Origin of the sequence: Malaciobacter halophilus (assembly GCF_002837275.1) — a bacterium.
GTDB lineage: Bacteria > Campylobacterota > Campylobacteria > Campylobacterales > Arcobacteraceae > Malaciobacter > Malaciobacter halophilus.
On record NZ_NXIF01000014.1, the window covers coordinates 1 to 20,032 of the forward strand.

Here is a 20,032-nt window from a genome sequence, read left to right on the forward strand (position 1 = left end):
CTATTTGAGGAATATGATAGTTTAAAAATACAACTTACAAAAAAATCATATGAATTTGATAGCTCTTCAATCAAATTTCAATCAAATTTTCTATATTCAAATAAAGAAAACTTTTATAAAAATGAAGCAAAATTAGAAATACCTCAAAATATAATAAAAAAAATAGAGAAACAACTACAAAGTGAAGAATTAAAAAAACTATTAAGAATATATGAAGAGATTAAAGTAAAAGATGAAGAAGCATATATAATAAGTTGTATGAATATAGTTTGTTTGTTAAGTTATCCAAGAGTAAATTTTGATGAAGAAATAGATAAGATTAGTTTTTTTAGTCCTAAATTAAAACATATCTATACTTTTGTAAAAAATTTGACAGATAGAAGAATACTTTTAAGTGATGAAATAAAAGATAGAATCACAAATGAATATAAAATATCAGATGTATATCTAGATATGATGTTAAGACTTATAAAATATGCTTACTTTTCTAATGATAATCAAAAAATAACTGCAAAAAATTTTATATCAAAATATGAAAAAAAAGAAAATAGAAACTATTTTGTAAAATTAGAAGATATAAATGACCATCTATTTGATGAAAATTTTCAATCAAAAAATCTTACAGAAGATATAACAAGTACATTATATACAATAAATGGATTTAGTCAAAAGACTATTGATTTATTTGAGGCTATGAAAGATAAAGATTTTGATAGAACTAAAATCCCAAAAAATATAAAAGATAAATTAAATAAATTAACCGAAACAACCAATAAAATAAAAGTTGCATCTGCAATTATTGCTTTTATTACATTAGGAATATATATCTTTAGAAAAGATAAAAATATTCAAAATACAATGAGCGTGATTGATGATATATTATATATGACAAAAATAATAACAGAAAAAATGCTAATAAATTCTGTAAATGCAAATAGAACAGCAGGAACAGCACAAAAAACAATACAAGAGATATTAAAAGATAAAAAAATCCAATCAATGTCTAAAACAACAGTAGATCTTATTACAAAAGTAGGTGTTCCACTTGTAGTTATAAATGGTACTTACTCTTCGTTGAAATTATTGTCAAATGATGATTATGATGCAAGTTTTTTAAGTGGATTAAAAACTGCATTGACTGTATCTTTACTTATTGCTTCTAGTGTAACATCTTATGTCTTATTAATTTTATTAGAAATAGTTTGGAACTATTTTTCTCATTATATAATTGATAGTAATATAGAAAAATATCTTTATAAATCACTTCTATATGAAGATGTATATAAACATAGTGGATTTTTTAATATAGGTTCTTTATATCATATAAATTACAAAGCTTACTATTTATTTGAAACTACAAATACAAATGAAAAGTTAAAACAAATAAATGATAAAGGCTTTAAAACTTCAAAAAACCTAATCAATTTTATAGGAGAGAATTATGATGAAAATAAAGAATACTTTGATACAGCATTAAGAAATGAACTAAGCTTCTTTAAATCATCACTATTAGGATATAAACTAGAACTATTAAATGAAACAAAAAGAGTTAAGAAATTAAAAAATAAGTATGATATAGATATTGTACTAAATCAAAAAACATTTATAAAAATATCAAAATCAATTTTAGATATTGAAGATTTTAAATTAATTTTTCTTTATAATAATAAATATGAATATATTAATAAAACTAGTAATTTATTTATTAAAGATAATGATAATATTATCTTTGATTTATATAATCAAGATTTTGCTTATCTAAAAGAATTGTCACAATTAAATAATAAAAAAGCTTCAATTATTGTACTTTCCCCACAAATAGAATTAAAATATGATTTTATATATGATTATAAAGATTTAAACTATCTTTTTGCATTAAATTTTAAACAATCAAGTTTTACAATAAAAGATATAGAAGAATTAGAAAAACTAAAAGAAAAAAAGGATTAAAAAAGTGAAAATGAAAAATGCACTAAAATTACTGTTAATAATAAATATAATATTTATACTTGTAGGATGCAATGATAATAGCAAAAAAGAAGTAAATAATAATATAGTTTTGCAAATACCAAAAGTCAATGAAAATGAAATTGGAAAATATTATAAGTTTAGTGATTATTTAGATGCAAAAACAGACCCAATTGCAGCCACAAAGATAGGATATGCATACTCAGAAGAGCTAAAAGATTATGATAAAGCAATCAAATGGTTTAAATACTCAAACTCAATGAAACCAACAGGAACAAACTCAAACTATATGTGCTATGCATATCAAATGAAAAAAGATTATAAAACAGCTATTAAATGGTGTAAAAATGCAATTGACTTAGGTAATAAAGAAGCATTGTTTCAGTTAGCATATACTTATAGAGAAAAAAAAGATTATAAAAAAGCAGAAGAATGGTTTGTAAAATCATTTGAAAGTAAAGATAAAGATGCACCAATAGCATTGGGATATTTATATACAAATTATTTACATGATTATAAAAAAGCAGAAAAGTATTACAAAGAGGGTGTAAAACTAAAAGATTTAGAAGCTAATCATAACTTATCAAGACTATATCACCATCATTTAAAAGATGATATAAAAGCAAGTGCATATGCAATAGCATTAATAGAAAATAAGTATAGTAAAAGTTCAGTTTTAAAACTTCTTAAAAACACATGGAACATCCCAAACGAAACAATAAAAAAAGGATATGAATTACAACTAAATTCAGATGAATTTCCAATAAAATTTAAAGGAAAGTTAGATTTAGATGAATAGAATAAAAATAAAAGCTAATAAATAGTTTTAATTACTATTTTTAGCTCTTTGAATATCTTTTGTATATTTATATTCAATAAAATTATAAACATTGGCATCTTTATTTTTTGATAAAAAAAGAGTCATTTCAAAAAGTCTAAATCCAACTTTAAAAAAACCTGTAAAAGGAAGTAAATAAGCTAATATACTCATTTGCTTATGATAAGGGTAATATTTATCATACTCTTTTTTTAATTCATTTAATTGAATACTTTGTTCTTTTAATTTTTCTGGTTCATTATTTCTTACTACCATTAAAACTACTAATACATTTGCAAATATCATAAAAATATTTGCTAGCCAACCTAAAATAAATATCTCTTCGTAACTCAAAACCCTATATTCCTTACTATTTTTTTGTAATTATACAATAATTTCTTTGAACCTCTAAAGCAAGATTTAGCTAATATATCAAAATGTTAATTAAATCAATTTTTACAAATAGTAGTGGTATTTTATTTTCGAGAATCTTAGGTTTTATAAGAGATTTACTAACAGCATCAATTTTAGGTGCAAATATCTATAGTGATATATTTTTTGTAGCATTTAAACTTCCAAATCTTTTTAGAAGAATTTTTGCAGAAGGAGCTTTTACTCAAGCTTTTATTCCAGCATATGCAAAAGCAAAGCATAAAATAAGATTCTCTTCAATGATATTTTTACAACTTATTGGATTTTTATTAATTTTATCAATAATTGTCACGCTATTTTCTAAACTAATAACAAAAGCAATTGCATTAGGTTTTGATGATAAAACAATCGACTTAGCTGCACCTCTTGTTTCTATAAACTTTTATTATTTACCTTTAATCTTTATAGTTACATTTATGGCTGCACTTTTACAATATAAAAATCATTTTGCAACTACTGCATTTTCAACAGCGTTATTAAATCTTTCACTTATTGCTGCTCTTTTAATATCAAAAAATTTAGATAAGTATGAAATTACTTATTATTTGTCTTATGCAGTATTAATTGGTGGATTGTTACAAGTATTAGCACATTTAATTGCTGTTAAAAAAAAGAATTTGCTTAAAATTTCCACTTTCAAAAAACATAAGAAAAAAGAAGAAAATAGATTTTACAAAAGCTTTTTTGCTGCTACAATAGGTAGTTCAACTGCTCATGTATCAGCTTTTTTAGATACATGGTTAGCTTCATTTTTAGTTAGTGGCTCTATTTCCTATTTATATTATGCAAATAGGGTTTTCCAACTTCCTTTAGCACTTTTTGCAATAGCTACATCCATTGCCCTATTTCCAATGATAGCAAAGGCTATAAAAAATAGTGATGAACAAAAAGCATTAAGATTACTTAAAAAATCAACTATTATTTTATTTATTCTTTTAAGTTTAGCTACTTTAATTGGTGTTATTTTCAATGATTTAATTATATGGTTGCTATTTGAAAGAGGAGCTTTTACACAAGAAGATACACAAAATACAGCACTAATTTTAACAATGTATTTAATAGGTCTTTTACCATTTGGTATTGCTAAAATTTTCTCTTTGTGGCTATATTCTCATGAAAAACAGTTTTTAGCTGCAAAAATTTCAATGAAAGCTCTAGCATGGAATATCTTATTTTCCCTAGCTTTAATTATTCCGTATGAAGCTGCTGGATTAGCTCTTGCAAGCACTTTGAGTGGATTTATTTTATTTTTCTTAACAATTAAAGAGTTTGGATTAAGAAAATTTCTCAATCTTTTTACAAAGTAATCTTTGCTATAATTACAGCTTTGAAATTTTAAATTAGGATTTTTATGAAAGAGTTTTTAAAACAGTATATACCATATTATAAAGATTATAAACTTAAGTTTTTTTACGCATTTATAGGTATGGCACTAGCAGCAGGAGGAACTGCAGGTTCTGCTTATGTAGTTAAACCTTTACTAGATGAAATCTTTATTGCAAAAGATTTGGAAATGTTATATACAATTCCTGCATTAGTAATATTACTATATTTTGCTAAAGGTTTTGGAAAATATATTCAATCTTATTATATCTCATATATTGGTCAAGATATAATTAGAAAAATAAGAGATAAACTACTAGGACATACTCTAACTTTAGATATTGATTTTTTCCAAAAGAAACAAGGTGGTGAACTTATTTCAAGAATCACCAATGATATAAATAAGATTCAATCAGCAGTATCCAGTCAAATTGCAGAATTAATTAGAGAATCATTAACCATTTTTGCACTTATTTTTGTAGTAATCTACCAAAGTGCAGAACTTGCTTTTTATGGACTTGTTGTCATGCCAATTGCAATTATTCCTTTATCAAAACTTGCAAAAAAAATGAAAAAACTATCTTACGCTTCTCAAGAAAGTATCTCAGATATTACTAGTCATTTAAGTGAAACGTTTAATAATATAGAAATTATAAAAGCAAACTCAACTGAAAAAATAGAGACAGACAAGTTTGAAAAGCACAATAAAAAATATTTTGATATTTCAATTAAGAGTGTAAAAACAAATGAATTAGTCTCTCCTATCATGGAAACACTAGGAGCTTTAGCTATTGCTACGGTAATTGTACTTGGAGGTACTAAAGTTATTGATGGAGAGTTAACAGTTGGAGAGTTTTTCTCTTTTATGACTGCTTTATTTATGCTTTATACTCCAATAAAAAAACTATCTTCTTTATATAATAAAATGCAAGCTGCACTTGCAGCAAATGATAGAATCAACTCACTATTTAGTATAAAAAGTGAAATCCCATCAGGAGATCTTATTTTAAATGAAGAAATCAATAAAATAACACTAAATAATGTATGTTTAAAATATGATGAAATTCCAGCCTTAGAAGATATAAATCTTGAAGTTAAAAAAGGAGAAACACTTGCACTAGTTGGTGATAGTGGTGGAGGTAAATCTTCTTTAGTAAACTTAATAATAAGATTTTATGAAACCCATAGTGGTGAAATAAAATTTAATGATAAAGATATTAAAAGTATTGATATAAAATCTTTAAGAGATGCTGTTTCAATAGTTACTCAAAGAGTTTATATATTCAATGATACTGTATGTGCAAACATAGCTTATGGACAAGAAGTCGATGAACAAAAAGTAATAAATGCATTAAAACAAGCTCATGCTTATGATTTTGTAAAAGATATGGATAATGGGATTTATACAAAATTAGATGAGTTTGGTACAAATTTAAGTGGTGGACAAAGACAAAGAATAGCAATTGCAAGAGCCTTATACAAAAATCCACAAATTCTTATTTTAGATGAAGCCACTTCAGCATTAGATAATGAAAGTGAATCTATTATTTCTGAAGTAATTGATGAAATAAGTAAAGACAAAATAACATTTGTAATTGCACACAGATTAAGCACTGTTAAACATGCAACAAACATAGCTGTTTTCAAAAAAGGTAAAATTGTGTGTATTGGTAACGAAGCAACTCTTAAAAAAGAGTGTGAAGAGTATCAAAGACTTCATAATCTTGCAAACATCTAAGTTTTAAGCCTTAAAATAAGGCTTATTCTTAGTATTAAAACAAATTTTTAACCTATTTTAGATAAAATAATAAAATTTTCAAAAAGGTAATAATAGTGTTTAATTATAAAAATTTAAAAAAGGTACTTTTTTTATTTCAACCTGAAACAGCTCATCATATTGCAGAGTTAGGATTAAGAGTATTACCAAAATGTAGAATAGCAGCAAACTATATGACAAATAGAAACTTTGTCAATGATGCAAGATTAACTCAAGAGATTTTTAATGTAAAATTTATAAATCCAGTAGGCCTTGCAGCAGGTTTTGATAAAAACTGCACAATGGTAAATGCAATGACATCATTAGGTTTTGGATACACAGAAATTGGAACAATTACTCCAAGACCACAAGATGGAAATCCAAAACCAAGAATGTTTAGATACCCAAATAAAAACTCAGTACAAAATGCAATGGGTTTTAATAATGAAGGAGCACATACAGTACTAAAAAACCTTCAAAAAGTTTATCCAAATGTATTACCTATTGGAGTAAATATTGGGAAAAATAAAACAACACCTGAAGAGTATGCTTTAAGTGATTATAAAACACTGATTAAAAAATTTGAAAAAAATAGCGACTATATAGCAATAAATATATCTAGTCCAAATACACCAAATCTTAGAGATTTACAAAATGAAGAGTTTATTACTGCACTTTTTGAAATGGCAAAAGAGCTTACAAATAAGCCAATATTATTAAAAATAGCTCCAGATATGCAACCTCAAGCAGCTATAAACTTATGTAAAACAGCTGTAAATGCAGGTGCTGCTGGAATTATTGCAACAAATACAACAATAGATTATGACTTACTTCCAAATTGCCAAGATTTTGGAGGATTAAGTGGAGAAGTTTTACAAGATAAAGCATATGAGATGTTTAAAGCAATAGCCCAAGAGCTATTTGGAAAAACTCTTCTTATCTCTGTTGGAGGAATAAGTACTGCACAAGAAGCATACAAAAGAATTAAAGCAGGTGCTAGCCTACTTCAAATATATACAGGTATGATTTTTGAAGGACCATCAACAGTTAAAAATATAAATGAAGGTATCTTAAAACTTATGCAAGAAGATGGCTATAGCCACATTAGTGAAGCTATTGGAGCAGATTTAAAATAATTAAAAGGTGAAAAACATGAAACTTTTAAATGTTATAAAAAGAACTAAAAGTTCTATTTTATATATACTTTTTTTCACTATATTTATGGGGGAACTTATGAGTAGTAATAGCTTACCAAAATATTATACACAAACTTTAGAAAATGGTTTACGAATTGTAGCTATTCCTATGGACAATGGCTCAAATGTAGTATCAACTGATATTTTTTACAAAGTTGGAAGTAAAGATGAGAAGATGGGTAAAAGTGGAATTGCCCATATGTTAGAACACTTAAACTTCAAATCAACAAAAAACCTTAAAGCTGGTGAGTTTGATGAAATTGTAAAAGGTTTTGGTGGAGTAAATAATGCAAGTACAAGCTTTGATTTTACACACTATTATATAAAATCAAGTTCTAAAAACATGGCTAAATCTTTAGAACTTTTTGCTGAGCTTATGCAAAATCTTACTTTAAAAGATGAAGAGTTTCAACCAGAAAGAGATGTTGTAGCAGAAGAGAGAAGATGGAGAACTGATAATAATCCTATGGGATATATGCAGTTTAGACTTTTTAATAATGCTTATATTTATCATCCTTATCATTGGACTCCAATTGGTTTTATGAATGATATAAAAAACTGGACTATTGAAGATATAAAAGATTTTCATAGTACTTTTTATCAACCTAAAAATGCAATTGTAGTAGTTGCTGGAGATATAGATAAAAATAGTGTTTTTAAAGAGACTGAAAAGTATTTTAAAGATGTAAAAAATACAAAAGATATTGTAAGACAATCTTATACGGTTGAGCCAAAGCAAGATGGAGCTAAAAGATTAATTATTAAAAAAGATAGTGCTGTTGAAATGTTAACAATTGCATTTCATATCCCAAATTTTGAGCACAAAGACCAAGTTGCATTAAGTGCATTAAGTGAATTATTAAGTTCAGGGAAAAGTTCACTTTTACAAAAAGTTTTAGTAGATGAAAAAAAATTAGTAAATACTGTGTATGCATATAATGTAGAGTTAAAAGACCCTGGTCTTTTCCTATTTTCAGCTGTTTGTAATCAAGGTGTTAAAGCAAAAGATGTTGAAAAAGAGATATTAAAAATTATATCAAGTATAAAAGAAGGTAATATCTCTAAAAAAGATATTGAGAAAGTTAAAATAAATACAAAAGCAGACTTTATATTTTCACTTGAAAACTCAAGTTCAGTTGCTTCTATTTTAGGAAGTTATTTTGTAAGAGATAATATTAAACCTCTTTTTGAGTATGAAGAAGAGATAGAAAAACTTAAAAAAAGTGATGTTATTAATGTTGCTAAGAAATATCTTACGAAAGATAATTCAACAACAGTGATTTTAAAAAAGGGGAGAAAAGATGAAAAAGAAGAGCTTTAAGATTACAAGTTAAAAATACAAAATAATGCAAATATATAAAGGATCGTTCAATGCAAAATATTATTGGTGCGATGACAGCACTTATAACACCATTTAAAAATGGAAAAGTAGATACAGCAAAATATGAAGAGCTTATAAGAAGACAAATAGCACAAGGTATTGATGTTGTTGTTCCTGTTGGAACAACTGGAGAGAGTGCAACCTTATCTCATGATGAACACAGAGAGTGTATAGAGATTGCAGTTGCCACATGTAAAGATACAGATGTAAAGGTAATTGCTGGTGCTGGTTCAAATGCAACACACGAAGCAATAGGTATTGCACAACATGCTCAAAAAGTTGGTGCTGATGGTCTTTTATCTGTTGCACCATATTATAACAAACCTTCTCAAGAGGGTTTATATCAACACTATAAAGCTATTGCAAGTTCAGTAGAAATTCCATTTATGATATATAATGTACCAGGTAGAACTGGTGTGGATATTGAAGCTGATACTGCTATTAGACTATTTGATGATGTATCAAATATCTATGCAATAAAAGAAGCAACAGGTTCTTTAGAAAGAGCAATTGAACTAAGCTCAAAAAGACCAGACTTTTGTGTTGTTTCGGGTGAAGATTCAATAGATTATGCTATGTTAGCAAATGGAGGAAAAGGTATTATCTCTGTTACAGCAAATCTTTTACCTAACTACAAAAGTAAATTAGTTCACAGTGTATTTAACAAAGATTTTGATACTGCAAAAAAAATTAATGATGATTTATATGCTATAAATAAAGCACTTTTTGTTGAGAGTAATCCAATCCCAATAAAAGCTGCGATGTATCTTGCAGGTCTTATCGACACGTTAGAATACAGATTACCATTGACTCCTCCAAGTAGAGAGACAATGAGCAAATTAGAAGATGTATTAAAAGGTTATGAGGTAATTAAATAATGAACGAAAATATGAATGGTAAAACTCTAGTAATTTCTGGTGGAACAAAAGGTATTGGTAAAGCGTGCGTTTATAGATTTGCACAAGAGGGTGTAAATGTTGCTTTTACATATAATTCAAATGCACAAGTTGCACAAGAAATAGCAGATGATGTAGAAGCAAAATTTGGTGTAAAATGTAAATGTTATGCTTTTAATGTACTTGAACCAGAAAAGTATAAAGAGTTATTTTTAGAAATTGATAAAGACTTTGATAGAGTTGATTTTTTTATTTCTAATGCCATGATTTATGGTAGAGCAGTTGTTGGTGGATATGGAAGATTTATGAAATTAAAACCAAGAGGATTAAATAATATCTACACAGCAACTGTAAATGCATTTGTTTGTGGAGCACAACAAGCAGCAAAAAGAATGGAAAAAACTGGTGGTGGTTCAATTGTAAGTTTAAGTAGTACAGGAAATTTAGTATATATTGAAAACTATGCAGGGCATGGAACTAACAAAGCAGCAGTTGAAGCAATGGTTAGATATGCTGCAACAGAACTTGGAGATATGGGAATTAGAGTAAATGCTGTAAGTGGTGGTCCAATTGATACTGATGCTCTTAAAGCTTTTACAAATTATGAAGAAGTGAGAGATAAAACAGCAGAATTATCTCCATTAAATAGAATGGGTCAACCAACAGATTTAGCAAGTGCTTGTTACTTCTTATGTACAAAAGAAGCATCTTGGGTAACAGGTCATACTTTAATTGTTGATGGTGGAACTACATTTAAATAATAATATTAAAAAAGCAAGAATAATTGCTTTTTTAATACCCATAAACTAAAGTCACCTTGAGGAAAGAATAAAAAAATTATATGAATAAACAATTTAACTTACCAAATATATTAGCACTTTTTAGAATAGCATTAGCTCCTTTAATGTTATGGTTTTTAGTTGATAGAGACAATGTACTTTTCTCATCTTGGCATCCAACTTGGTTGGACTACTTTGCAGGCTTAATTTTTGTTATCGCTTCAGTTACTGATTTTTTTGATGGTTTTATAGCTAGAAAATGGAACCAAATTACAAAACTTGGAGCGATTCTTGACCCCCTTGCAGATAAGATGCTTATATTAGCAGGTTTTTTAGGTCTTATGATGATTGATAGAGCTTCTGCATGGGCAGTTTTTCTAATACTTTCAAGGGAATTTTTTATAACAGGACTTAGAGTTGTTGCTGCAGATGAAGGAAGAAATGTAGCTTCAACTATGGCAGGAAAGATAAAAACAGTTGTTCAAATGATTGCAATTGGTTTTTTACTTATGAATTGGCCTTTTGCTACACAACTATTGTGGCTAGCAGTTATTTTAACTTTATACTCTGGATATGAGTATTTAAGAGACTATTACAAAGATTAATTGGAGATTATATTGGGTACTATTACTTTTTTAATTGTTCTATCAATTTTAGTATTTATACATGAATTAGGACATTTTTTAGCAGCAAGATACTTTGGAGTAACAGTTCATACTTTCTCTATTGGTTTTGGTAAAAAACTTTTTTCAAAACATTGGAAAGGTACACAATGGCAATTTGCTTTAGTACCACTTGGTGGTTATGTAAAAATGAAAGGTCAAGACGATACAAAACCAGGCCTAATAGAAAATGGAGATGACTCTTATAATAATAAAAAACCATGGCAAAGAATAGTTATACTTTTTGCAGGTCCTTTTGCAAATTTTATACTTGCTGCAATTTTATATTTTGCAATAGCAATTTTGGGAGCAAACTCTTTATCTCCTACAATAGGAGAAGTTATGAAAGATTCTCCTGCTCAAAAAGCTGGTATTCAAAAAAATGATAAAATTGTAAGAATCAATGATACTGAAATCAAAACATGGGAACAAATAGGTAAAACTATTACTCAAACACAAGGTGCATTAAAATTTTATATTCAAAGAGATAATAAACTTCAGATGTTTGTAATAAAACCTGAAATTAATGACTCGCAAAATATTTTTAGAGAAAAAATAAAAAAAAGAATGATTGGAATTGCTCCTGCTCCTAAACTTGTAACTATTTATCACTCTCCTATTGAAGCTATCTCATATGCCTATGACAAAACAATAGAGTCATCAAAAATGATATTTCTAGGAGTACAAAAACTTATTCAAGGAATTATTCCAAGTAGTGAAGTTGGAGGAGTAATTACTATTGGAAAAGTTATTTCAGATGCAAGTGAATCTAGTTTTATTGCACTTTTAGCAATTACAGCTTTAATTTCTGTAAACTTAGGTGTTTTAAATCTTTTACCAATTCCTGCTTTGGATGGTGGACATATTATGTTTAATCTATATGAAATAATTACAAGAAGAAAACCAAGTGATAGAGTATTTATGTATTTAACTCTAGCGGGATGGGTAATTTTAGGTTCACTTATGTTATTAGGTATTTACAACGATATAAATAGAATATTTTTAAAAGGTTAATATTATGCAAATACAAAAAGCGATTGATAATTTAGATAGACTAATTACAGATGTTGAAGATGCAAGACTTCAACTATCAGAACACCATATTGTAAAAATTATAGGAATTAGTAAATATAGTCAAAGTGAAGACGTTGCAACTTTATATAAAGCTGGACAAAGAGCATTTGGAGAAAATAAAGTTCAAGACTTAAAACAAAAAATGTCAGATTTAGAAGAGCTTCCTTTAGAGTGGCACTTTGTAGGAAGACTTCAAAAAAATAAAATCAATAATCTTATAGATTTAAAACCAACTCTTATGCAAAGTTTAGACTCTCTTGAACTTGCCAATGAATTAAATAAAAAACTTGAAGCTAAAAATAAAAAGATGAATTGTTTACTTCAAATTAATTCTGCAAAAGAAGATAGTAAAGCAGGTGTTATGCCTGAAGTTGCTATTGAAACATATAAAAAAATAATTCAGTCTTGTCCTAATATTAAACTAAAAGGTGTGATGAGTATTGGAGCACATGTAAATGATGAGCAACTAATAAAACAAAGCTTTGAAATAACAAAAACAATCTTTGATGAACTACAAGAGTATGGTGCAAAATATTGTTCTATGGGAATGAGCAATGATTTTAAACTTGCTATTAAATGCGGTTCAAATATGATAAGAGTTGGTTCTAGTTTATTTAAATAAAAAATATTCCCATCTTTTATTTATTTTATATTATTTAGTTCTAAAAATACATAAGGGTTTATAATTATTATAAATAGTTTATGTTTTATATATTAAAATCTTCTTATAAAAATAAATTAAGGAGATTTTATGAAAAAATTTACATTAGCTTTAGTATTAGCAACTTCTACAATGTTCGCTCACCAAATTACTGCAAAAAAAGCTGAAAATAACACTTACAAAGCTCAATTCTGGGCACATGGAAAATATCAAAAGTTTGATGCAAGACAATTAAAGGGTGCGACAGCATATGATTTAAATAATAATGTTATTAAAACAGGAATTGACTATGCAAAAGGAACAACACTTCTTACTGCAAAAAAACCTGCAATGATAAGTTTAACATTTGATGCTGGATATTGGGTAGAAGGAAATAATGGATATGAAGCAATTAAAGACCCTTCAAAATATAAAGGTATAGTTTACAATAGTTTAAAAAGTATTAAATATGGTAAAAGATATTTTCAATGGAATGACTCATTTTTAAATCCAATTGGAATGAAACTTGAAGTTATACCTTTAGTTAATCCATTAAATATAAAAGTTGGAGAAAAACTTCCAGTATTAGTTTTAAAAGATGGAAAAGCACTTGAAAATGCAGGTTTTGAAACATCTGATTATGGTGATTTAAATGTTAAAACAAATAAATATGGTATTGCTAATATTCCTGTAAAAAACAAAGGTTTACAAATTATTGCTGCAATTTACATGGACGATGAAGTAAGTGATATAAATGTTAATAGTATCACTATTCAAAGTAGTATCTCATTTGAAGTAAAATAGTATGATTATTAGAGCAACAATATTAGCCTTAATTTTAAATTTTTCTGCATTTGCCCATGGAATATTTTATGAGTTAGTAGATGGTGCAGTTGGAGTAAGAGTAACTGCACCTAATAATATTCCTATTAGTAATGCAAATGTTACTATATATGCACCAGAAGCTTCACTTCCTTTTGTAAATGGGAAAACAGATGTAAATGGAAATTTTGCATTCATGCCAGATAGTCATGGTCAATGGAGAGTAGTTATTAATGTTGATAGTGACCATGGAGGTCATATTAAAGATTTCAAAATTACTATTGATGAAAATAGAAAAGTAGATGAGTTTGAAAAAACTCCATATGAAAGATATATGAAAATGCTAAGTGTATTAGGATTACTACTTGGACTATTTGGAATTATTGTTTTAATAAAAAATAGAAAAAAAGATACAACTAAATAGTTGTATCTTTACTCTATAATCTCTTCATTATGGAGTTCGTCAACTCCATTTTTATAAACAATCTCTTCACTAAAATACTCAATTTTTGTTTCTGCTACTTCAAGATTTTTAAATTTCGCAATATGAAAAATAGCATCACCTTCTTGAACTAAAGGGATTTCAGATTTTCCTATTATTATCCCATCAAAAAGAGATTTTACTTCAAATGAAGCATCACCTAAAGGTTCATCAATATAAGCAATAACCTCATCTTTTTTTACAATATCTCCTAAAGCTTTTATAGTTCTTAAAACTCCACTTTCTCCAGCTCTTATCCATTGACTACTTCTTGTAACAATAGGAAGTTTTTTAGATTTTCTTTTTGAAAGAGGAAGCATATTTAACTCTCTTAAAACATTTACTACCCCTTTTACTCCTATTCTAATACAAGTTTCATCAAATCTTAAAGCTTCTCCAGCTTCATATAAAAGAATAGGTATTCCCTCTTCTTGCGCAGTTTGTCGTAAAGAGCCATCTCTTAACTCTGAATGTAATACAACTGGTGCTTCAAATGCTTTTGCAAGCTTATACGTAAACTCATCTTTTATATTAGTTCTTATTTGTGGTAAATTAGACTTATGAATAGAAGCTGTATGCAAATCTATACCTAAATCACACTTTGATACTATCTCTTTAAAAAAGATATTTGCAACTCTACTAGCAAGAGAACCTTTGATAGAACCGGGAAAACTTCTATTTAAATCTCTTCTATCTGGCATATATCTTGATAAAGTCATTGTTCCATATACATTTACAATAGGTACTAAAATTAGTGTACCTTTTAATCTTTTTAAAATATTTAACTTTCGTAATCTACGAATAATCTCTATACCATTTAATTCATCTCCATGAACAGCAGCACTTATAAATATTATTGGCCCCTCTTTTTTTCCTCTTATTACATGAATAGGAAGCTTAGTTGGTGTATTATAAAGCTTTGGAAGCTCTATATTTGTTGTGATATTTACTCCCTTAGGAATATTTTGTCCACCTAAAGTTATAAAATCTTTATTCATAACTTATGCTCCAATATTATCTTTTTTTATTTTTCTTTTTTTTATTAAATCATTTGGTGTAACATTTTGTTCTATATAATCCATAATTTTTCCTGCAATATCAAGGTTTGTTGATGTTTCTATTCCTTCTAATCCAGGTGAAGAATTTACTTCCATCACAAGAGGTCCTCTTTTTGAAGGTATCATATCAACTCCACAAACACCCAATCCCATAGCTTTTGCTGCTGCTATTGCAGTTGCTTTTTCTTTTCTTGTAAGTTTATGAGCAGTTGCTGTTCCACCTTGATGTAAGTTTGACCTAAAATCACCTTCAGCACCTTGTCTTTTCATAGCTCCTACAACTTCACCACCTACTACTAAAACTCTTATATCAGAACCATTTGCTTCTTCAATAAACTCTTGTACAAGTAAGTTTACATCCATCCCATAAAAAGCATCAAGTACTGATTTTGCTGCTTTTTCACTCTCAACTAATACAACACCTACGCCTTGAGTTCCTTCAAGTATTTTTAATACAAGAGGTGCTCCACCACTTAAGGCTATTACATCTTTTGCACTTGATTCATTTGAAGCAAAAACTGTTTTTGGCATATCTATTGACTTTTTTGAAAGTATTTGTAAACTTCTTAATTTATCTCTACTTCTTTTAATAGCTAAACTTCCTGTAACTGTAAACACATCCATCATCTCAAAGTGCCTTACCATTGCAGTTCCATAAAATGTCCTGCTTGCTCCAATTCTTGGAATAATAGCATCAGGTTTTGGTAACTCTTCTCCAAAATAGCTAATTTTTAGTTCACCTTTCATAATCTCAATACTACACTTTAAATAATCAATAACTCGAACTTCCCAATCTCTTTGTTGTGCAGCTTCTACAAGTCTTTTTGTTGAGTAAAGTTCTTCATTTCTTGATAGGATGTATAATCTCATCATTCTTCCTTTTTTAATTCTGTAGTGTAATTATAATGCATTTTTCATCACTTTTGTCAAAAAAAAAATTTTTTTTAAAAAACTGTTAGTTTATAGCTAATTTGAAAAGTTAACTTTAAGTAGTTATTAATTTTAGAATAAAACATAAAAGGTAATCCCTTTTATATTTTAAATTTAGTTTATAGCGTTTTTAAAAGTTTCAAGCTCATCTTTAATAGATGGAACTCTCATAAAATGCTCTCCTATTAAGAAAGCATCTGCTCCAATTGAGCTAAGTCTTTTGATAGTTTCTGTGTTACTTACTCCACTTTCTGCAACTATGATTTTTCCATTAGGAATCATAGGAATTAATTTATCACAAAGTTGCATATCCATTTCAAAAGTATCTAAATTTCTATGATTTATTCCTACTATATTTGCACCACATTTCATAGCTTTTGTTAAATCTTCTTTATCATGAATTTCAACTAATACTTCAAGTCCTATATATAAAGCATACTCATATAACTCTTTTAGCTCTTTTGTACTTAATGCTTTTGCTATAAGTAAGATAAAATCAGCTCCATAAACTAAAGCTTCAACTATTTGGTATTTATCAACTATAAAGTCTTTTCTTAAAAGTGGTGTTGGAACATATCTTCTTATTTGAGTTAAATACTCCAAATCACCCTTAAAATAATGTGGTTCAGTCAAAACTGAGATTGCATTTGCACCATTTGCACTATACTCTTGTGCAATTGCAAGTGGATCAAAATCCTCTTTTATTATTCCTTTACTAGGACTTGCTTTTTTTACTTCTGCAATAATTCTTACTGGTTCTTCTTTTGTAGAAGTTAAATATTTTTTTACATCTCTTGGGGCATATGGATTTGAAGCTAAACTTCTACCAAGTAAATCAAGAGGTATTTCAATTTTTCTTCTTTGTAAATCCTCTTTTGTTTTTTCAATAATTTCATCTAAAATCACTTATTTACACTCCTTAATTTTATTCCAATGCATTTTAATTTCTGGTTCATCAAGTCCTATTGCATCTACAACTTTTTTCATTTGAATATATGCTTCTTTACATTTTTTTTGTTTATATAAACCCCAAGCATATGAGTCTATATAAGCTACATTATTTGGAGCTTTTTTTAGTGCTTTTTCAACTAAACTAACTCCTCTTTTAATATCAATATCATAATCAATCAATAAATACCCTAGAAAATTTTGATAAATATGATTATCTAATATAATTAAAGCACTTTCAAATTTTTTTATTACATCAGCTAATACTTTCTTTTTATCTTTTGCTACTTCAAACTTAAAAATAGCCATTTGCGCTAAAAGGTCAATATTGCCAGTACTTTTATATAACTCTTCTAAAAGTTGCAAAGCTTTTTTCTTATCATCTTTTTTTTGATATAAAGTTAATAATTTAAAATCATCTACTCTATTCTCTTCTAAAAATTTTATAGCCTCATCAATATTTTTTTGCTCCAAGTAAGCAATCAAATATTTATAGGCTCTATTCATAGAGTAAAAATCTCCATGTGTTTTATATTCAAAATATGATTTTTTTAATATAGAGATTATACCATCTATATTTTTCTGTTCTCTGTAAAATGAAAACAGTTTTGTACAAACTCCACCCTCACATCCATAAAGTCGTACATGAGTTTCAAGATAAGAGATTGCTTTTTCTTTTTTATTTAAATATGAATATAAAACATCTACTAAGTTTATAAGTGTATCTCCACTTACATTTGATATATATGCACTTTCAAAGTGTTCTTCTGCTTGTTTATACTCTTCTCTTTCAAAATAAACATTTGCAATCAATTCATAATTTTTTGAATTATTAAATTTCTCAAGTAGTACTGTTGCATTTTTCAAAGCTTCATCTAACTTATCAAGTTTTAAAAGTGCAATAGTATAAAATCTTAATACATCTTCATAAGAACTACTATCTTCATCAAGATATTTATAACTATACTCTTTTACATCTTCATATCTTGAAAGTTGCATACTAATAGTCAAAAATCTTAATAAATACTCATATCTTTCTGTTTTATCAAATAGTTCAAGATATACCTGTCTTGCACTGTAAAAATCTCTATTTTTTTCATACTCTAAAGCAAAAAGTATATATTGGTCTTCTGCTTCAAACAGTTTTACATCATTTCTTTGTAAATCTTTATTACCCACGCATGATGCAAAAAACATTGATAAAAATATTATTATAAGGGTTTTATAGCTGGGCACTCTTCATACACCTCTTTTTCATTATTTTTAAAATAGTCCCAAAAAGGAAAAGTTCTACATTGTGTTGGTCTTGCTTCATAAACAGAACACTGTTTTTTTTCTAAATCAAAAAATACACACGCGTAGTTATTCTTCTTTAATTTCACCTCTTTTAAACTATATTTATAACCTACTTTTTCTAGGTACTTAACTCTTAGCTCTTCTAAACTAATATTTAGATGCTTACTTAAAACTTCTATTTCTTGTTTGTTTATCCAAATATAACCACTTTCTCCAATACAACAATTGCCCTCACAACTTGAACAAACTTTTGCATCAAAACAGTAATTATAACCTTTTTCTTTTAAAATCATATTTCTACTTTTATACTATGTGTTGAACATTTTTCATAAATAGCTAAAGCCTCTTTAGAAAACTTTTCTTCTTCAAAAACAAATAAAGGAGATAAAATTTTTGTCAATGATTTTGAGCTTTTTCTTGCATAAACTAAAACCAATGTTGCATCTTTATTCTTTTTAGGATGAACAAACTGTAAACTTTGTACATTAAACTTATATTTATTCAATAAAATAAGTATCTCATTTATCTGTTTTACATCATAGCAAAAGAAAAACTTTCCTTTTGGCTTTAAAACTCTATTTGTTTTTGATATAAACTCTTCTAATGGCATAGAATCATTATATCTTGCAATTTTTAAATTTTCATTCTCACTTTTTATTACACTACTATGATAAAAAGGTGGATTTGATACACAAATATCAAACTGCTTATCAAAATCTAATGTTAAATAAGAACCTTTAAACATAGTAGCTTCTATTTTATTGCATTTGCTATTTATTTTACTTAAAAATTGAAACTTCTCTTGAATTTCAGACTGGTTTAAATTAAGCTTAGGATTATCCCTTGCAAGTAACAACCCAAGTATTCCACTACCACTTCCTATATCTAAAAGTTCACCTTGTATATTTTTAAATTGGCTTAGATTTTCAATAATAAAGTTATATAAAAAATGAGTATCACTATTGTAACAATAACCATCTTTTGGCTGATAAAGAAGCAATATTTAACCTTTAATTTTTTTTGTATTATAGCGAATAAACCAAATAATAGATTTAAAGTAACTTTTGAGTAAAAAAAAATAAAAAATAACTTAATATAAAATCAAACAATACACCAAAAACAGCTTCCATAAAGTATATTTTAAGTATTGATTGCCTAAAGTTTAATTATTCTTTATAATTGATATAAGTTATTGGATTTTTATAAAATTTAGAAATAATTACGTGTAATTATTATTACAAAAGAGGAAAAAATTATGGGAACTATACAGGCGCCAGAAAATACACCTGTTTGGGTTGATGAAAGTAGATGCAAAGCATGTGATGTTTGTGTATCTGTTTGCCCTGCTGGAGTATTGGCAATGAGACCAGAGCCTGGTTCTACACTTGGTTCTATGGTAAGTGTTGAGTACAAAGACTCATGTATTGGATGTACAGACTGTGAACTATCTTGCCCAGATTTTGCAATTTTTGTAGCAGATAAGAAAGAGTTTAAATTTGCAAAATTAAGTGCTGAAGCAAAACAAAGAAGTATTGCAATAAAAAATAACAACTATAGAGTACTTAGCTAATAC

The 20,032-nt window shown here is 27.3% G+C and carries 21 protein-coding genes; 14 read left to right on the forward strand and 7 right to left on the reverse strand.

The features are described from left to right. Both CP960_RS13705 and CP960_RS03735 read left to right on the forward strand, forming a co-directional pair. A partial coding sequence (locus CP960_RS13705) for a hypothetical protein (RefSeq protein WP_165777361.1) occupies nucleotides 1-1,950 on the forward strand: 1,950 nt, incomplete at its 5' end. 10 nt (nucleotides 1,951-1,960) lie between these two features. Then, a complete protein-coding gene (locus CP960_RS03735) occupies nucleotides 1,961-2,767 on the forward strand; it encodes a tetratricopeptide repeat protein (protein ID WP_133121133.1) in 807 nt (268 codons plus the stop codon). A 27-nt stretch (nucleotides 2,768-2,794) separates the two neighbouring features. Here CP960_RS03735 and CP960_RS03740 read toward each other — a convergent pair whose 3' ends face one another. Continuing rightward, entirely contained in the window at nucleotides 2,795-3,139 is a 345-nt protein-coding gene (locus CP960_RS03740; RefSeq protein ID WP_101183888.1) for a hypothetical protein, read from the reverse strand. A gap of 83 nt (nucleotides 3,140-3,222) precedes the next feature. On the opposite strand from CP960_RS03740, the gene murJ reads away from it, so the two are divergent. The 11 genes from murJ to CP960_RS03795 all read left to right on the forward strand — a co-directional run bounded on the left by murJ (nucleotide 3,223) and on the right by CP960_RS03795 (nucleotide 14,170). After that, on the forward strand, nucleotides 3,223-4,524 hold the full coding sequence (gene murJ, locus CP960_RS03745; protein WP_101183889.1) for a murein biosynthesis integral membrane protein MurJ: 1,302 nt from the start codon (nucleotides 3,223-3,225) through the stop codon (nucleotides 4,522-4,524). Between the two features lie 44 nt (nucleotides 4,525-4,568). Further along, a complete protein-coding gene (locus CP960_RS03750) occupies nucleotides 4,569-6,278 on the forward strand; it encodes an ABC transporter ATP-binding protein (protein ID WP_101183890.1) in 1,710 nt (569 codons plus the stop codon). Between the two features lie 95 nt (nucleotides 6,279-6,373). After that, nucleotides 6,374-7,432 (forward strand): quinone-dependent dihydroorotate dehydrogenase, encoded by a 1,059-nt coding sequence (locus tag CP960_RS03755; protein ID WP_101183891.1) that lies wholly within the window; start codon nucleotides 6,374-6,376, stop codon nucleotides 7,430-7,432. A gap of 97 nt (nucleotides 7,433-7,529) precedes the next feature. After that, a complete protein-coding gene (locus CP960_RS03760) occupies nucleotides 7,530-8,813 on the forward strand; it encodes a M16 family metallopeptidase (RefSeq protein ID WP_228152006.1) in 1,284 nt (427 codons plus the stop codon). Nucleotides 8,814-8,863: 50 nt separating this feature from the next. Beyond that, the gene (gene dapA / locus CP960_RS03765) at nucleotides 8,864-9,751 is read left to right on the forward strand and encodes a 4-hydroxy-tetrahydrodipicolinate synthase (RefSeq protein WP_101183892.1); all 888 of its coding nucleotides are present in this window, start codon (nucleotides 8,864-8,866) and stop codon (nucleotides 9,749-9,751) included. Beyond that, nucleotides 9,751-10,530: an enoyl-ACP reductase gene (locus tag CP960_RS03770; RefSeq protein WP_101183893.1), complete on the forward strand. Its 780-nt coding sequence runs from the start codon at nucleotides 9,751-9,753 to the stop codon at nucleotides 10,528-10,530. The genes dapA and CP960_RS03770 overlap by 1 nt, the downstream gene beginning before the upstream one ends. Nucleotides 10,531-10,610: 80 nt before the next feature. Next, nucleotides 10,611-11,153, forward strand: a complete 543-nt coding sequence (pgsA, locus tag CP960_RS03775) for a CDP-diacylglycerol--glycerol-3-phosphate 3-phosphatidyltransferase (RefSeq protein ID WP_101183894.1) — start codon at nucleotides 10,611-10,613, stop codon at nucleotides 11,151-11,153. Nucleotides 11,154-11,165: 12 nt separating this feature from the next. Next, on the forward strand, nucleotides 11,166-12,224 hold the full coding sequence (rseP, locus tag CP960_RS03780) for an RIP metalloprotease RseP (RefSeq protein WP_101183895.1): 1,059 nt from the start codon (nucleotides 11,166-11,168) through the stop codon (nucleotides 12,222-12,224). A 4-nt stretch (nucleotides 12,225-12,228) separates the two neighbouring features. After that, nucleotides 12,229-12,906 carry a YggS family pyridoxal phosphate-dependent enzyme gene (locus CP960_RS03785; RefSeq protein WP_101183896.1) on the forward strand — a complete coding sequence of 226 codons (678 nt, stop codon included), beginning with the start codon at nucleotides 12,229-12,231 and terminating at the stop codon, nucleotides 12,904-12,906. Nucleotides 12,907-13,035: 129 nt separating this feature from the next. After that, on the forward strand, nucleotides 13,036-13,728 hold the full coding sequence (locus CP960_RS03790) for a DUF4198 domain-containing protein (RefSeq protein WP_101183897.1): 693 nt from the start codon (nucleotides 13,036-13,038) through the stop codon (nucleotides 13,726-13,728). Between the two features lies 1 nt (nucleotide 13,729). Continuing rightward, nucleotides 13,730-14,170 carry a carboxypeptidase-like regulatory domain-containing protein gene (locus CP960_RS03795; RefSeq protein WP_101183898.1) on the forward strand — a complete coding sequence of 147 codons (441 nt, stop codon included), beginning with the start codon at nucleotides 13,730-13,732 and terminating at the stop codon, nucleotides 14,168-14,170. Between the two features lie 8 nt (nucleotides 14,171-14,178). Here CP960_RS03795 and CP960_RS03800 read toward each other — a convergent pair whose 3' ends face one another. The 6 genes from CP960_RS03800 to CP960_RS03825 all read right to left on the reverse strand — a co-directional run bounded on the left by CP960_RS03800 (nucleotide 14,179) and on the right by CP960_RS03825 (nucleotide 19,459). Further along, nucleotides 14,179-15,225, reverse strand: coding sequence for a succinylglutamate desuccinylase/aspartoacylase family protein (locus CP960_RS03800; RefSeq protein WP_191321635.1), 1,047 nt, complete (start codon nucleotides 15,223-15,225; stop codon nucleotides 14,179-14,181). Between the two features lie 3 nt (nucleotides 15,226-15,228). Next, nucleotides 15,229-16,155, reverse strand: coding sequence for a 30S ribosomal protein S6--L-glutamate ligase (gene rimK / locus CP960_RS03805; protein WP_101183899.1), 927 nt, complete (start codon nucleotides 16,153-16,155; stop codon nucleotides 15,229-15,231). A gap of 174 nt (nucleotides 16,156-16,329) precedes the next feature. Then, the gene (gene trpC / locus CP960_RS03810) at nucleotides 16,330-17,121 is read right to left on the reverse strand and encodes an indole-3-glycerol phosphate synthase TrpC (protein WP_101183900.1); all 792 of its coding nucleotides are present in this window, start codon (nucleotides 17,119-17,121) and stop codon (nucleotides 16,330-16,332) included. Next, nucleotides 17,122-18,342, reverse strand: coding sequence for a tetratricopeptide repeat protein (locus CP960_RS03815; RefSeq protein ID WP_101183901.1), 1,221 nt, complete (start codon nucleotides 18,340-18,342; stop codon nucleotides 17,122-17,124). It abuts the gene before it with no gap. 32 nt (nucleotides 18,343-18,374) lie between these two features. Next, entirely contained in the window at nucleotides 18,375-18,752 is a 378-nt protein-coding gene (locus tag CP960_RS03820; protein WP_101183902.1) for a YkgJ family cysteine cluster protein, read from the reverse strand. After that, entirely contained in the window at nucleotides 18,749-19,459 is a 711-nt protein-coding gene (locus CP960_RS03825) for a tRNA1(Val) (adenine(37)-N6)-methyltransferase (RefSeq protein ID WP_101183903.1), read from the reverse strand. The genes CP960_RS03820 and CP960_RS03825 overlap by 4 nt, the downstream gene beginning before the upstream one ends. 255 nt (nucleotides 19,460-19,714) lie before the next feature. Here CP960_RS03825 and CP960_RS03830 point away from each other — a divergent pair, with 255 nt between their 5' ends. Then, nucleotides 19,715-20,029, forward strand: coding sequence for a 4Fe-4S dicluster domain-containing protein (locus tag CP960_RS03830; protein WP_101183904.1), 315 nt, complete (start codon nucleotides 19,715-19,717; stop codon nucleotides 20,027-20,029). The last annotated feature ends 3 nt before the right edge of the window (nucleotides 20,030-20,032 follow it).